The sequence below is a fragment of the Weissella viridescens genome (assembly GCF_003862435.1).
Taxonomy (GTDB): domain Bacteria; phylum Bacillota; class Bacilli; order Lactobacillales; family Lactobacillaceae; genus Weissella; species Weissella viridescens_A.
The window spans coordinates 25,378-40,810 of sequence record NZ_RHGY01000010.1 but is presented as its reverse complement, the minus strand read 5'-3'; the positions used below and the strand labels follow the sequence as shown (position 1 = coordinate 40,810).

General features: G+C 34.1%; 21 protein-coding genes. All 21 read left to right on the top strand.

Annotated elements, in window-relative coordinates; translation table 11 throughout:
- Positions 1-544: 544 nt before the first annotated feature.
- Positions 545-1,075: a hypothetical protein gene (locus D3P96_RS07710; RefSeq protein WP_124943792.1), complete on the top strand. Its 531-nt coding sequence runs from the start codon at positions 545-547 to the stop codon at positions 1,073-1,075.
- Positions 1,076-1,112: 37 nt separating this feature from the next.
- The gene (locus tag D3P96_RS07705) at positions 1,113-3,245 is read left to right on the top strand and encodes a hypothetical protein (RefSeq protein ID WP_124943791.1); all 2,133 of its coding nucleotides are present in this window, start codon (positions 1,113-1,115) and stop codon (positions 3,243-3,245) included.
- Between the two features lie 146 nt (positions 3,246-3,391).
- On the top strand, positions 3,392-3,562 hold the full coding sequence (locus tag D3P96_RS08400) for a hypothetical protein (RefSeq protein WP_185696131.1): 171 nt from the start codon (positions 3,392-3,394) through the stop codon (positions 3,560-3,562).
- A gap of 65 nt (positions 3,563-3,627) precedes the next feature.
- Positions 3,628-4,791, top strand: a complete 1,164-nt coding sequence (locus D3P96_RS08460; RefSeq protein ID WP_124943790.1) for a phage tail tip lysozyme — start codon at positions 3,628-3,630, stop codon at positions 4,789-4,791.
- 119 nt (positions 4,792-4,910) lie between these two features.
- Positions 4,911-5,165, top strand: a complete 255-nt coding sequence (locus D3P96_RS07695) for a hypothetical protein (RefSeq protein WP_124943789.1) — start codon at positions 4,911-4,913, stop codon at positions 5,163-5,165.
- Positions 5,158-5,346 (top strand): hypothetical protein, encoded by a 189-nt coding sequence (locus tag D3P96_RS07690; RefSeq protein WP_124943788.1) that lies wholly within the window; start codon positions 5,158-5,160, stop codon positions 5,344-5,346. The genes D3P96_RS07695 and D3P96_RS07690 overlap by 8 nt, the downstream gene beginning before the upstream one ends.
- A 138-nt stretch (positions 5,347-5,484) precedes the next feature.
- A complete protein-coding gene (locus D3P96_RS07685; protein ID WP_124943787.1) occupies positions 5,485-5,748 on the top strand; it encodes a hypothetical protein in 264 nt (87 codons plus the stop codon).
- Between the two features lie 762 nt (positions 5,749-6,510).
- Positions 6,511-6,987 carry a hypothetical protein gene (locus D3P96_RS07680; RefSeq protein WP_124943786.1) on the top strand — a complete coding sequence of 159 codons (477 nt, stop codon included), beginning with the start codon at positions 6,511-6,513 and terminating at the stop codon, positions 6,985-6,987.
- A 151-nt stretch (positions 6,988-7,138) separates the two neighbouring features.
- Positions 7,139-7,381, top strand: coding sequence for a hypothetical protein (locus D3P96_RS07675; RefSeq protein WP_124943785.1), 243 nt, complete (start codon positions 7,139-7,141; stop codon positions 7,379-7,381).
- Positions 7,368-7,595 (top strand): hypothetical protein, encoded by a 228-nt coding sequence (locus D3P96_RS08275; protein ID WP_148091222.1) that lies wholly within the window; start codon positions 7,368-7,370, stop codon positions 7,593-7,595. Before D3P96_RS07675 ends, D3P96_RS08275 begins: the two co-directional genes overlap by 14 nt.
- A gap of 24 nt (positions 7,596-7,619) precedes the next feature.
- A complete protein-coding gene (locus D3P96_RS07670; RefSeq protein ID WP_124943784.1) occupies positions 7,620-7,979 on the top strand; it encodes a hypothetical protein in 360 nt (119 codons plus the stop codon).
- A 175-nt stretch (positions 7,980-8,154) separates the two neighbouring features.
- Positions 8,155-8,358, top strand: coding sequence for a hypothetical protein (locus tag D3P96_RS07665; RefSeq protein ID WP_124943783.1), 204 nt, complete (start codon positions 8,155-8,157; stop codon positions 8,356-8,358).
- A gap of 110 nt (positions 8,359-8,468) precedes the next feature.
- The gene (locus D3P96_RS07660) at positions 8,469-8,915 is read left to right on the top strand and encodes a DUF4064 domain-containing protein (protein WP_124943782.1); all 447 of its coding nucleotides are present in this window, start codon (positions 8,469-8,471) and stop codon (positions 8,913-8,915) included.
- 518 nt (positions 8,916-9,433) lie between these two features.
- Positions 9,434-9,637 carry a hypothetical protein gene (locus D3P96_RS07655; RefSeq protein ID WP_124943781.1) on the top strand — a complete coding sequence of 68 codons (204 nt, stop codon included), beginning with the start codon at positions 9,434-9,436 and terminating at the stop codon, positions 9,635-9,637.
- Entirely contained in the window at positions 9,634-10,191 is a 558-nt protein-coding gene (locus D3P96_RS07650) for a hypothetical protein (RefSeq protein WP_124943780.1), read from the top strand. The genes D3P96_RS07655 and D3P96_RS07650 overlap by 4 nt, the downstream gene beginning before the upstream one ends.
- Positions 10,181-10,786 (top strand): hypothetical protein, encoded by a 606-nt coding sequence (locus D3P96_RS07645; RefSeq protein ID WP_124943779.1) that lies wholly within the window; start codon positions 10,181-10,183, stop codon positions 10,784-10,786. The genes D3P96_RS07650 and D3P96_RS07645 overlap by 11 nt, the downstream gene beginning before the upstream one ends.
- A gap of 1 nt (position 10,787) precedes the next feature.
- Positions 10,788-11,255, top strand: a complete 468-nt coding sequence (locus D3P96_RS07640; RefSeq protein WP_244919084.1) for a thioredoxin family protein — start codon at positions 10,788-10,790, stop codon at positions 11,253-11,255.
- A gap of 145 nt (positions 11,256-11,400) precedes the next feature.
- Positions 11,401-12,321, top strand: a complete 921-nt coding sequence (locus D3P96_RS07635; RefSeq protein WP_124943778.1) for a hypothetical protein — start codon at positions 11,401-11,403, stop codon at positions 12,319-12,321.
- Positions 12,322-12,413: 92 nt separating this feature from the next.
- The gene (locus D3P96_RS07630; RefSeq protein ID WP_124943777.1) at positions 12,414-12,944 is read left to right on the top strand and encodes a GNAT family N-acetyltransferase; all 531 of its coding nucleotides are present in this window, start codon (positions 12,414-12,416) and stop codon (positions 12,942-12,944) included.
- Between the two features lie 211 nt (positions 12,945-13,155).
- Positions 13,156-14,139, top strand: coding sequence for a helix-turn-helix domain-containing protein (locus D3P96_RS07625; protein WP_348542190.1), 984 nt, complete (start codon positions 13,156-13,158; stop codon positions 14,137-14,139).
- Positions 14,063-15,262, top strand: a complete 1,200-nt coding sequence (locus tag D3P96_RS07620) for an IS30 family transposase (protein ID WP_124943775.1) — start codon at positions 14,063-14,065, stop codon at positions 15,260-15,262. Before D3P96_RS07625 ends, D3P96_RS07620 begins: the two co-directional genes overlap by 77 nt.
- Positions 15,263-15,433: the final 171 nt, after the last annotated feature.

The following is a 15,433-nucleotide window of genomic DNA, read 5'->3' as shown; positions in this document are numbered from 1 at the left end:
ATAAAAAGCCATAGTGATTAAAACTATGGCTTAAAAGGAGAAAATCATATGACTTTTATGATCATTATTGTTTATTTTTGGAAATACTATATCAAACTTTTTCTAACTATGGTTGGGATTATATATCTATGTAAATCCACTGTATCCTCACAAGACTTAACTGGTTGTATTGGTATGTCAATTATTTTACCCATATGGATACGATTGTTTTCAGACTTTCCAACTTCAAATTTAAAAACCCAATTGCAACTAAGGAAAGAATATACCAAACTATGTGAGAATAAACTGTATTCTGAACGTTTTTATTGTCTTTTAAAAGTCGTGTAGGAAGTAATACGGTAAATATTGCTCCACCAGGGAAATCATACTCTGACAACAATTCAAAATCTTCCTATTTTATTCACACCTCTCTAATTTTTTAAAAAAGTATAGCAAAAATTTATAAAAAAGCAACTAGGTGTTACATATAAAATATTGAAACACTATGATTTCAAAACTTTATTATGGTATAATGAGAGTATCATTAAAAGGAGTTAAACATGTCATGACAAAGAATATGAAATGGTTAATTGGTGGGATTGTAGCAGTTGTCATCATTGCAATTGGTGGCGTAGGGTATCAACAATACCACCAAAAGCAACTTGAAATTCAACATAAAAAAGAACTTCAAAAAGAACAAAAAAAAAGAAAAATACAACTAGCAACCAATGCAGGTAAAGCTTTGGTTCTATCACTTAATAAAACAAACCAAGACTTTATAGATTTTGATTATATGAATCAACCTAATATAGACAACATTGATGCGAGTATCTGGCTAGCACCAGGATCTCAAGATAACAATGCCTTTATAGTTAAAACAGCTTATCCTGTTATTGATGCTGATAAAACGCCACTAACCAAAACAGGTGATGTTAAAGATAAAAACAATGTCTATTTTGAGAAACAAGTTTGGTACGACTATGTTACCCCTGATTCAAATACAGTCTCGCCTATGGATAACGCACACGGGAAACCAAAGACGGGAAAATTAATTTATGAAAGTCATAATTATAAAGTAGACCGTAAGAACAACTAAAAAGTTGTTCTTTTTATTTTGTGGAAAGTGAGAGATTATGCAATTAAAATTAAATARGAAACGCATTTGGCAATTAGGAATCCTGTTCTTAATGGCCTTTTTTATTGGCTTATTTGTGCTTAGCCCGCATATTTTTGCAGCTGATAATTTGGTACAACAAACGATCCATTCTATCGGTAATGCCGTGAAATCTACGGGGAGTGCCGCTAAAAAGGTCGCTGATGCAGTTACAGGTACTGATCCAAAGAAGAATGATAGTCCGATTTTTGATGCCTATCAAAAGGGGGATTTAGATTATGTGATCAATCATATTAATAGCTTTAAACTTTATCATGAAAGTGCTGGCCTTACTAATTTAGATGCGAAAGGAACTTACTTATTAGCGGATACGTTTTGGTCATTTGCCATGATGATTTATACGTCAATGGATTCATTGATTACTGTCTTATTCAACACTTCATCCGTTAATGATTTAATTAATTGGGCTGCTGGTATTACAAAATCACTCTATTCTGGTCTTTCAGGTGTGATTATGGGGACTTTCTTAAGTATTGGTGCCCTTGTGGCGGTGATGTACTACTTTACAAAAGGACGGACAGCTGGCGTAAAACAACTCATTCAAATGTTTGTTTTAATTGCGGCGTCTTCATTTTGGTTTAGTAATGTTGGTCCGATTGTCTCAGACTTAAATTCTGTTTCAGATAGTCTGTCTGCCACACTCGCCACAAATATTTCTGACGCATTAAAACAGGACAACTCTAATAAAAATTTTACGGAATTAACCTCTAAAACCCCTGCAACGGCTTCTAGTTCGGTGGCAATCGTTCGTAAAAATTATTTTGATAATAGTACGTATAAGTTATGGCGAATTGGAACCTTTGGTGAATCTGATGTAAACGATCCTGCAATTAAATTATTTTTAAAACCCTCACCGTTATCAGAAAAAGATGTTGATAAATTAAAAGGTGACACCCAGGTAAAAAACTATAAATCATTCTTATTGAACGAAAATGCGCAACAAAAAAGTTCGGTGGCGTTCGGTGGGATATTTGTGGTGCTATTAGATGGCATTCCCTATGTCCTGATTGGCTTTTTGAATTGGATTGCGACGATGATTGCTCTAACGTTAGTATTTGGTACACCAGTATTAGCGATGCTTTCCTTTGTGCCAAGGTTTGGTAATTCTTTCTATCGGGGTATGGAACAAGTGGTTAAAGCCTTTTTGTTTAAGGCTGGTTCTGTGCTATTGATTGTTGTCGTGAATTTATCAGGACAAATTGTTGATTTATTAACTTCTGGTGGTGGAAATCCAAAGGGAACCGCGGCATTAGCACAGGTCTTAGTTTCAACGATTTTACAATTTGTATTGCTATATCTGGTATTCCGTTTCCGTAATCAATTCTTATCTGTTCTAAGTGGCGGAACTATTTCGAATGTTCCATATGCAGGTAATGTGAGTTCAGCTTTGCAAGCTGGTCGTGATTCGCTTTCTGGTCATAGAAAAACCCAGTCAGCGGAGCCACGGAATCCCGATGAACAATCTACTGACGAAAAATTAGATCAATTACTGGATAAATTGAATGAAATGTATCCAGGCAAAAATACTGGTAATCCCGATGGGGTTCATGATTCATTTGATGATGAACAAAACAACATTAAAGATGATATTGATACTAAGTTAGCTGATGAACTCGAGGATGATGACGATGATGTGTATGACGAAAAGGACGAAAAGGATGAGGAGGGTACTGAAGATTCGGAAGGTCCTGATTCTGAATTACCCGAGGATGATCCTGATGTGGATATTCCAAGTGACTTGGACGGTGATGATTTTGATGATTCGAAGCCTGATATCCCAAGCGGGTTTGATGATGTTGATCCTGATGTCGACATTCCAAAGGACTTAGATCAAATTGACGATCATAATCCGACATCACAACGGCCAGGTGCGTCAAAAGTGAACATCACTAAGTTACCTGATCATGTGGACGACTTTGAAAATCAAGACCAACGACGTATCACACCAAGTGAAGAGGTATTGTTGCCAAAGGATGCAGAAGTGCCTACGAATATAACACCTGTAGAACCTGTTAATTCTGACGATCAACTTTACCAAGACTTCGATGCAGATGCTGCTAAACAGGAACATGAAAGTCTTGACAATAATTAATCAAAGTAGAATACTAAGTCTATTCAAAAGCAAAGAAATCAACTTACTTTACAATGGGGTCTTTTTTATAGATTAAAGCGATGCGTTGCACGGGTTTATTGGGTTTTGACTGTTTTTGAATTAAATCAAATAAAGGGGGGTCCTCTATGTTTAAATTAATTGGCTTAAAAACAGACAAGTTATACACCGAACAAGCTACGAAAGCGGATGTTTTTCGTATCATGCAGGCCCGTTATCCAACCTTCGTCTCTGAAAATAAAAGAGGCCCAAGTAAAGTACAAATTTATCCAGAACCACTTAAATTAATAGAAGAATAGTTTAGATTAGCACTGATGTCGTTTAAAACGAGCATGAGTGCTTTTTTATTGGAAGGAAGGCAATTATGTGGAAAAAGGTCTTAATCCCGTCAGGGGTGCTTATAGGCTTATTTTTAGTACTTAGCGTAATCATCCTTGCCGTTGTGGGTATTAGTAACTCATGTAAGGATACCGTCAATACAGAAACACCGATGTTAGCTACTGGGGGGAGTTCAGGTGGTTGGAAAGATTCTGGCAGTAAAGTGCATAAAAATATGCAGTATGCGCTCGAACGATTTAAAAAGATGGGCTTTTCGGGCGATCAAATCGCAACCGTTTTGGCAATTGGTTGGAAAGAATCTAATTTTGATCCAACTATTGTGAATCCAGGTGGCGGTGTAGTTGGTATTTTCCAATGGGGAAAAGGGGGGCCAAACGGAAATCGTTATGGAAACACACAAGATACGGTGCAATCGCAAATGGATTTAACAGAGCGGGAGCTCAATGGGGCTTATAAGGGGGTTCAAACTAAATTGTTATCTGCCAAATCTATGGCAGAAGCTGAAGAAGCTTGGAATGTCGGTTATGAAGGATTGCCCGCTGGTGATGCTGCACAACGTAAATCATCGCAAATCATGGCTGATGCACAATCAATCAAGCAGACGTTTAAATTAGATTTTGCGGCGCAAAAGCATCAGTCGCAGTTGAGTCAAGATGCCAAAGATAATGCGACGTTGAACGCAACGACGACAGCTGATGATGCCAAAGCGTTAGGCTGTGGGACACCTGCCCCAGTTGGCGGCCAGAGTTCAGGAGCACCTGTTAAGGAAGTACCTGCAAAATATAAGGATAAGATTAAATTTGATAATAAACGTAGTACGACTTATCCCGATAATCGATATCCGTTTGGCCAATGTACCTGGTATGTCTACAATCGGATGAAGCAGACTGGTCATCCAGTTCCATGGTTCTCAGGCGATGGTGGAAATGGTGGTAATTGGGGTGAGACTGGAAAACAACATGGTTTGAAGGTTCAGCCGAATAAACCAGAAGTTGGCTGGGCGGTTAGTTTTAAAGGTGGTCAATATGGGGCACTAGGTCCTTATGGGCATATTGCTTTTGTGGAATATGTCAACGATGACGGTTCATTTCTAGTAAGTGAATGTAACGTTGTTAATGGTGGGAGTGGCACGATTTCATTCCGTGAGTTTAAGAATGGGAATAATTTGACGTTTATTCAAGGTAAATAAGTGCCTTATTAGCAGAAAGAATATTGGAGGAAGAATAATGAGTATACCTGAATTTTATGCAACAGACTTTGATGAAGCAAACATGGCACTACAACGATTTCTAATTGAGGCACAGCGAGATGGCTATATTGACGGGGGCGCAAGCTGCTGAAATTTTAGGGCCATTTATAGAGCTTAACAAGAAGTACGCCAAGCCTGTAAAGATGGAAGCGCTAACTAAAATGATGCTTAATAAGATGCGTAAAATTGATGGGATAGGGTTAGGAATTGTTGATTATCGTGGTAAAGAACCCCAAGTGATCCTTTCAAACGAATTAAACTATGTTGAGGCATATCAACATCCAGAATTGATTGAGGTATTGGACTATGAATAAACATAATGTGGATAAACATTTCAAAACAACTTTTCAGAATAAATTTGTTAGTAAGGGACGAGTTGGTCGATGTATTCGAGAAAAACATGTTTCAGAAATTGGTGATTTGTTGCTGGTGAATTTTGGTGTTGTAAGTATTTGGTGCTTTAAGCGCGATTTAGTGGAAGTTGGTGAATCGTGACTTATTTAGGTCTTAGGTCTTAGGTCTTCGAAAATTTAAGAGTATCGATTGAGACGGGGGACAGGTGATGGCTAACAACTTTTAACAAATATACTGCGACAATAGCAAATACAAGAATGCCTTATTGGAGGATATATTATGAATGTTTTTGGAATTACATTTGAGCTATCTGATTTTTTATTTAAGAGTGTGTACGCAATCTGTCAAATTTTAAAGGCAAATGATGATACTATCTCTTTAATAGATTTACATGTGGATACTGATGCGGATAAATATTTTGCTACTTTTCGTGTGTTTGGGTACGATGGCTTCTATAGATCAGAAACTGCTTCAGCTGACGAGGAGGACGGTGGTGGGATCTATGTGACGAATACAAAGATAATTTATTCTAATGATGATTAATTCTAATGATGATTAATTCTAATGATGATTAATAGAGTATTATGGGGCAGTTAATACACTATCTTAAAAAGATATGTAATAAGGAAAGGAAAATTGGTATTATAAGAATTGCATTAGCATATAAGTAAAAAAGTCAGTCATTAGAGATCAAGATCACTGGTTTTCAGTTTATTAACTGATATAAAATATTTATGTAGGGTAAGTTGTGTTATGTGTAATAAATCTTAAAAAGAGGTATTTAAGTTATGTTTACTTTTTTAACAAAAATAAAAGATGGTATCTTGTATGTAATTCATGCATATTTGAAAATGTTTTATTATTATTCGCCCTTCAATCATGATCAAAGACAATATGAACGTTATATGGTTTTAAAAAAACAATATTTACAATTAACTTCTACAGAACTACATTCAAAGTATTGTGATCAAAAGTCAATTGTGGACAAACAAAAAAACATTTTTACATTGACCGTGATTATTGTTTTTTCGGCGTTATTGTCAGATTTTGGTTCAAAAATTAAAAATTGGTTTTCTGAGATAATAACATTATTCTATTATCCAACGTATACCAATGTTTCTAAAAGATCCGTCCCCAGTGTTGTCATTTTACAAGGACAAGTTGCATTAAATACGTTGTTTGTGATATTTGTGATACTCTTTTTACTTCTTATTTTTTATTTTATTAAAAATATTTCCGAAAATAAGTGGAAATTGTTTATAATGGAGGACGTATTAAAAGAATATTCGAATCGAGACAATTAAAATGGATTACATTAAATTTTTTGTTTTTAGTTTTTTTGAAGATATTCCTACATTAGCTATGTCATCTTTTGAAGTTGCATATATTATAACGAGTTCGCTATTTATGTCCAATTTAAAAAATATGAATGCAGAGCTATCTTCATTTCATCATCCTGGTTTAAAATTGAGTATTGATCAAGCAATGAATATTACATCATTTAATCACCAAGCCTCCTTCTCATTTTTTATAGGTGGTATTGTATTTATACTTATAGGAATTATTATGCTCTTGGGCTTTTTATTTACAATAATTCACACATTAAATTCCAGTAGTTTTGGTGTAATAACACAGTCATGTGTTTTGATAGTTTCAGCAGTAATTAATTATTTTATTGTTTCAAAATTGGTTCATTTGGATTCAATTCCTATTTTTGTTGCTTGGTGCATGGTGCTTGGTTTAACTGGATTAGCAACACTTCTATTTACAATGAATCAATAAATTCAAAATATATTTTTAGCCTAACCATCGTTTCATTAGTTAGGTTTTTTATTTTGTATAGCAGGTAGGACTGTGGCGTCAAATTTCGATACAATTGAATTTAACAACTATTGAATTATGAAAATTATTGATAAGAAAAGAGGATAAGTAAATGACGAAAGAACATCGTTACATTGTGTATGGTATTACTGATGATGGCTTGGATTATGTGCAGTATCGAACGTTTAGTGGATTAATTGGTTTTGAATTTATTGATTCATGGGCTGATCTACAGCTTTATGAGTATGTGGACGGTTGGATTAAATCTGATGCGCAAAAAATCGCAGAAGTACTTGGTGGTGAGATTAAGGAAGTTAATGAAATAAGGCAGGTAAAAAATAATGGACACATATAATTTAGGCATTAATCCAGATAGTCGTTTATTTTTAACAAAGTCGATTACTAAAATCGTGGGAAATATCCCAGTTACATCTGATAAAGTACAATTGTTAACTTTCAAAAATGAGTCTGGAAATTATTATGCAGAGTTTGTTATTATAAATGACTGGATTAAACTCAAAACATGTTATGGGGATACAGGGGAAATCCTATTACAACTAGCGAATTAAGTAACCTTTGGAGGACATTAAACAATGGCAATGACATTTGATGAGGCAATAAAACAAATTAATGAATATGCGCTTGATATTGAAACGAAAGCACTGATCACAACCCTTATTTATGGGTTACGCGATACGTATGAAAAGACGGTAAAGATGACGGCAGACCAATATCAATTGTTTGATGGGTATTATCAAGAATCTGAAACGATCTTGGACTTGGTTGAGTTTGATTTCGGTGAAGATGAATTCGGTGAAGATGCCGCTGGGATCGGTAGTGTTGGTGAGATTCTTTATTTGGAGTTAGCGGCACTTGGTGCTAATATTTCGAGAGATGATTTATTGTACGCCTGGTTACAACCAAATTCAATTGAGGTAATTGAAGAGCTGTAAACCAGTCTGTTTTAAATTATGATTAACAACATGCCTGAAGCTATTAGGTTCAATCAATTTATGGAAATTAATTAATCCATTGAGTCAATTTTAGTGATATGTGTTTTAGTGATATGTGTATAGAAAAGACTGTCATTTTTTGTCAGTCTTTTTTGTTTTGAAAGGATTTATAATTATGGAAAAATCGGAAGAAAAATTAAGCCTGGATGTCTTACATTTATTAAATATGCCAATGCAAACGATGGTTTATTGGCATTATAATGTTGCCGTTGGTTGGTATGTCTCAATCTCAGGTCGAACCTATCGTGTCATTTTGGATAACGCTTTTGCTATTGACCATATTGAAGAGATGCAAATTTTAAGTGGGGAAATCAGATGAAAAAAGGACGGGTTATGATTATAACTGTACTTGCTTTAGGTATGTCTGCATTGTTTTAGAAAAGTTTAATGCTATAATAAATGTAGCATTTTATTAGAAAGGGGTGCTGTATGGACAAAAATAAATAYYGGGGTAAGAAAATTTATTTATTCAATCATTCAGCAAGTAATCTTGAGAAGGACCAAAAATGCTTAAATCACTATGYCAARTACAACAAACAACAATTAGAACTGATGTTAAATCGTGAAGAGGCTAAATCAGATATGCTTAATTCACTGAAAAATACGATTGGCGGGGTTATTCTGGTGTCGTTGTTATTGATTGGCTTGCCGTTGTTCAAAAGATTTTTATCTGTTAAGGCAACTCAGTATACCAATAGTCATGATGTGACATCTGAAAACTATGCATTGAGTGTGAATTTTACGATCTTTGTTTTAGTAATATTGGCGATCAGTTTGTTGATATTCTTTCTATATTATCTTAAGAAGATAAGCGATAAGAAAAGAAAAATGGGTATACTAAAATTAGCAATTAATTATAAACATAGTAAGGATTAGAAAAAATGGCTGATTATTTTGATGAAGAATCTATATTTTTGGATTAGTGGAGTTAATATTTTGTGTTTTCTCGATTGTGTATCTCGTGAAATTGAAAGCATTTAATCTTGAATTAAAAAAAATATGTTAACACATCGAGCCCATTTAAAGTGATGTCGTACAATAATAATCAGGCATGGTGGTTTATATTTGGTATGATTGTAATTACCATTGTTGCGGTAGTAATTGTGGTATTGGGGTTTGTATATGCTCACAGAGGGGTGTCCATTACGTATCTATGGATTCTTTGTATTGCCGTTACGATTAACGGTTGGATATTAATTAAATTATTTATTCTTATACAAAATCCAATTCTAAGGTCAGCAATTATACTTATCTTATGCGGTTTTGGTTATCTGACATATCAAACTAAAAAATAAAATAGTGATTTAAAAAGCTCTGGCTAGATACTTATTTCTGGTTAGGGCTTTTTTGTATTTGTATTAGGGCTTTTTTGTATTTGTAGAGGAAGGAAAATTATGGTTAAACGTGATGAAGTTACTAGTCGTAAGGTACTAGAATTATTAGATATGCCAATGCAAACGATGGTTTATTGGCATTATAATGTTGCCGTTGGTTGGTATGTCTCAATCTCAGGTCGGACCTATCGTGTCATTTTGGACGACGCATTTTCGATTGATCATATTGAAGAGATGCAAATTTTAAGTGGGGAAATCAGATGAAAAAAGGACAAGTTATGATTATAACTGTACTTGCTTTAGGTCTGTCTGCATTGTTTTTGAATCATGGGGTACAACTGAATAATCAATCACATGCGTTAAAACAAAAACTCTCGCAAAAGCAGCACAATTTAAAGCAGGTCGATATTAAAATTAAGCAGGCGCAAACCAGTCAAAAGCCAAAGTCGATTGATTTAATTGCGTTAGATCAAAAAATGCGTACGTTTAGTTTACAGGCTTTAAATACAACTGTTAAGAAGCAATCGGAGTTTTTAGATTTTCAAACAAAAATGGACCAGTATACTGTGTCACATGAAGTTCTAAAGGGACTTTATGCCTATCGTCAACCCACATCAGTTCAAAATGGGGTGGCACCAAAATATACGTTAAAATCAATTCAGCGTGATGAAGCACGTGGTACACAGGTCAATTATCTGATTACTTTAGAATCGGATCAAAATAATCATGAACTCATGGTGTTTGCATTAGGTGTAGATACGTTAACCAATCAAGTTGTTAAATCTCATTTATATCGGGAGGTTCCAGATGATGCTTAGAAACCAGCTCAGTAAGATGTTGTTGCTTATTTTGATCGTTTTATGTGGTTCAACCTGGTATTTTTCATCCCATGCGGCATCTGAGTATGTTAAAACGGAACATCAAGAAGAACAATTAAAAAAAGATATTAAAACGAAAAGCGTAACACTACAACAGGCACAAACGAAAGAACAATTATCTTATCGAGATAATCGTCAAACGTATGAGGCACAGCCTGTTATAGATAAATTTTTTGAATTATTTCGAACCTATGATAGTTCAAATTCGTATAATCATCGCAAAACGGTCATCGAAAAATCTGGTATTGCAGGGATTAATGTAACAAATAGTGACTTATTTAAAACAGATCGTCAAGAAACAGGGGAAGCCTATATTGATAATCATGGTATGAGTTCGACTTTTGTTTCATCTAAATTGTATGTTTCAAAAATTCAAAATGGCGTAATGTTCGGGAAGGTATTGGTCAATTATAGGATTATGACTAAAAATTCAGATGAACAGGTGTCAACGGCACTATATGATGTTCGTTATGACACGCAGAGCCATCGAATTACAGATTTAACTTATGATAACGGAATAAAGGAGATTAAATAATATGGTAAATCGTCATCATCAAAAAAAGCGTGCTTTAGATCTGAGTGAGATTTCACTCAAAGGCTGGGGAATGATTAGTATTGTGGTCGTTATTTTACTGGGTATTGGTGTGGGTCAGTATAACCATTTTGTCCGCGCTCACCGAGTTGTTGCATCAGAAAATGTCAAACAAGCTATTGCGTCTAATAAGTCAGTTGTTTTTTATCGAGATGACTGTCCAACCTGTCGAAAGACATTACCCCTATTATTGGCACGGAATCTCGTTAAACAAGATTTGGTCCTTGTGAACATGAATGGGCAATCAAATCAACACTTTAAAGGGGACTATCATTTGAAATCAGTCCCCACGATTGTAAATAAGGCGGGTAATTATTCTGATCTAACAACCGATGATTTTGTAGATGCCATAAAAGCTGTTGAACCAGAGACATTTCATTTTTCAAATTCAACGGATCCAACTGTTAAATAATAAAGCAGTTACTGCAAGAATTTTGATAAATTTATTTATATTAAAAGAAACCAACTTAATCGCGCTTAATTTTGCCTTATATTTGAAACAGAATGCAACGGGGCACAACTAAGACGTAAACAATTAAATAAGGGAGGCTAGTCTTATGGCACAAACTCCGCAATTAGAAGCTATTGATACGAAAACTCGTGTTAATAGCTTTTTTATGTGGCAAGATATTATGGAAAGTTTTGCAAAGGATTTCTATCTTGATTGTCAGTTACTGATTAAAGATATGCCTAGTTCACCTGGGACTTATTTAAATCGTTTAAAACGATATCATGATAAAATAGAAACACACACCACTAATTGGTCTAATTTAGCTGAAATATTGGATTTGATTAATTTACCAACCGCAATTGATTACCTAAGAGAATGGTATAAAAGTATTATTCAGGTAGACCGTCATGTTGAAGATTACATTGAACGCTTGTCTAAAGTTCAAAATTTGGATCAACAACGCACTTCAGATGTGCGGATGTATGAATTTGTGGATGTGATTCGTCCCTTATGCGTGACTTTTATTGACGCAAAGGACGGGATTGTTAAGGCAATTAAAAAGCAGTTTTTCGCAACTTTAAATCGAACACCAATTGAAATTCGTCTATTTGATAATTTAAAGCAGAAATTTAATCAGACCTATGAGGAGTTTTCAGAAGTTAAAATTGCTTTCCGTATGGTTGAGGAGGAAGGGGCATTTAAGCATTTTGATGGTGTTTTTTCTAATATGGCGCTTCAAATTAATGAATTATCAAGTCGATTAAAGACACTAACATCTGAGTTCGAGCTTGTTGATGATGACCAGTTAATGACTGATTATGCGACAATGATTGGTATGGTTAAGAGAATTGATCAATTGGTTTTAGAAATTCCCAAGCAACAAACTTATAGCATTCAGGGCTTTGAACATGGTGCAATTGGGAGTGATGTGTTTGAAGTTATTCAAAAAATAAATAGGCAAGTGGTTTATTTAGATCGAGAATATCTTGCGGTTATTGACCGATTAGCTGAATTGATGTCTGTCTAGTGAAGAGGGTTATGATAATCATTTAAATTTTTGTTGTTTAATCGTTAAATTTGGGGTATCTTTGAATTAAATTTTTAAAAAGGGGTTGTTATATGAGCAATATGCAATTTGAGATAAGAAAAGCTGTGCCAACAGATTTAGAAAAATTACAAATATTAGCTTTAGAAACTTTTTTTGAATCATTTAGTTCTGGTGCTTCTGTTAATGATATACAAACTTATCTACAAAATGAGATGACGTTAACTAAATTGGAAAATGAATTTCATCAGCCTAATACAATTTTTTTGATAATGATTGATAAACAAACAAATAATTTTATTGGCTATACTAAATTTAATATTGTTAATGAGTATTGGGGAATTATGGCTAATGGGTTACTTGAAATTGAACGTCTATATATATTATCAGCATTTCAAAGTAAGGGCTTAGGCTATAAACTGATTCAAGAGGCAGTTCGTTTTGCAGAATCAAATGCAATTAGTCAAATTGTTTTGTCTGTGTATGATAAAAATCCTAGAGGAATTAAATTTTATCAAAAAAATGAATTTAATGTGGTTACAGAACATTCATTTATGCTTGGCGATGATAAACGAAATTGTCTGGTTATGCTTAAACAACTTTAAAGAGTCAATGTGGTGCCTTAAATGGGTCCTGCATTGGCTTTTTTGTTTACAAATATTTTAGATGGAGCCATGTGATTATTTTTACTTTTTTATAGTTGTTTGAATATTTATTTTGCATTATGGCATTTTAATGATAAAATTATTTTATTGATTCATTCTTTAATCCTTAAGTTGATTTAAGAATTTCTATTTAGAAAGTAGGTGATGTTTTATAACTATTCAAAGAACAGTACGAAAACATGCGATCTCTTTTGAAGAGCGGCTGATTATTGAGCATATGTGGCAAGTCAAATCTTCAGTGAGCGCAATTGCACGTTATTTAGATCGGAGCCGTGGTGAAATTGATCAAGAATTGAAGCGAGGCAATATTTTATATTTCCAAGGGTTAACGGATCATGAATTGCAGTTAATGTCGATTCATAAACGTATTAAATATTCTGCGGAGTATGCCCAACAGTTTGTGGTTCGTTCCAATATGGTTCATGAAGAACGTCATCAATTAACCCCTGAAATGAAACGATTTATTGAAGATAAATTAACGCTTGGGTTATCACCAGAAAAAATAGTTCAGCTATATCCAGATGATGTTTCTGTCACAGGTCGAACAATACGCTATTACATTGATCAAGGATTAATACAAAAACGAGTACATAGTGAAGATGCCTTAGTTAAAATTCAAAATAAAGGCGAAGTGGTTGTTAATCCCATACATAGAAATAATTCTCAAGACATTTTCTTTGGTCAATGGTTAGTTTATGTTAAACATGAAGACTTAGAATATCAACGCGTTTCAACTTTGATTCTCGTTGAAGAATTATCTGGTTTTGTGGTTTTAATTCGTTTAGAAGATAAGGATCCACATGATGTTTATCTAGGGTTAGAGTTGTTTTTAGATCGTTATTTTCAAACTGTTCACGCACTTGATTTTAAAGCATCTTACCTAGGTGACCCTCAATTATTGGCACTCTTGGAAACCTATGAATTGAATTTTAATTTGGTTGATGGGGTAACAACAGAACTTCAGCAGCGCTTTGAAGAAATTGTTCAGTTAATGCCTAACTATGAAGATATCGTTTATTTTAAACAAACTGATCTAGATGGTTTAAGCCGTATATTAAATGAACGGTTGTTTTTTAATTCATTGCAATCAATTGAGAGTAAGTTTAAAGAAGCGCAGGTACAAGAATATGAGTAATCAGAGTCATCGAAAACATTTAACTTTTGCAGATCGAGTTATGTTAGAACATTATTGGAATGAAGAACGGTTATCTATGTCAGAAATTGCGATAAAAATGAATCGTAATCAATCAACAATCTCGAGAGAATTAAATCGAGGTAATGAAAGTGATATTTCTGATGTGCCCAAGCATGTGTTGAATAAATATGTGCACGATTTTATTAAATATTCAGCAAATTTAGCAGAACATCGACGGAATACGCAAAATAATCGAAGTGGGCCACGTAATTTAACATTTGAATGGCAGAAACGTATCGAACATTATTTAAATGAAAAAGACTATTCTCCTGAAGATTTTGTGCACACATTTCCAGACTGTCCAATGAGTTCGAATACGATTCGGAATTATATTGCAAAAGACTATATCAAAGTAAATACTTCGGCTTATGGTCGACGCTCTAAGCGTTATCAGAAAAAGCCTGGTTATGCTTCGACTGATGAAATTAAAGAGAGCTCCGCTAAATTAAATGCTAAGATTGAGCGTTATAATGCACAAGAGGATCATTTAAAATCTACTCAAGTACAACGTTTAACGATTACTGAACGACCTAAAGCTGTGAATGATCGGCGTTTTTTTGGACATTGGGAAATGGATTTAATTGTTGCTCGAGATGGTACACATTTTGGTATTATGGTTTTAGTTGAACGTAAAACACGTTATACCGTAGCTGTTCGTTTAGGGACTAGTCGAAAGGCTGGGGATATGAAAGAGGCTTTTGATTATTTTATGTCTATTCATGGTCAATTTGTTAAATCAGTCACTTTAGATAATGGAATCGAATTTTTGTCATGGGATTATTTGGCACATTTGCAACAACATTATGGGATTAAAATGTATTTCGCTCATCCTAATTCACCGCAAGAACGGGGAACAAATGAACGGAAAAACCGAGATCTAAGACATTTTATGGGTTATGGTGGTTATACAAAATATACGCAGTTGGATTGGGATAAAGCGTGTCAGGTGTTGAATAATAAACCAATGCGTCTTGCATTGAATGGAGATACGCCTAAGAAAAGATATGATCAAGCTTGTTTACAACGGTTACGGCAATTAAAAAAACAAGCAGAACGCAAATAGGTTAAATTTCTAGATAGTAGAATCAATAGACATTGGGTTGTTTATTGATTTTTTTATTTTCTTTCCTTCTATATATAGTTATGGTTATTAAAATTAATGACTTAGTTTAAATTTATTTACGATTTTACACGGTGTGCTTCATTAAAAAATAATGAGTTTATGTGGAAATTA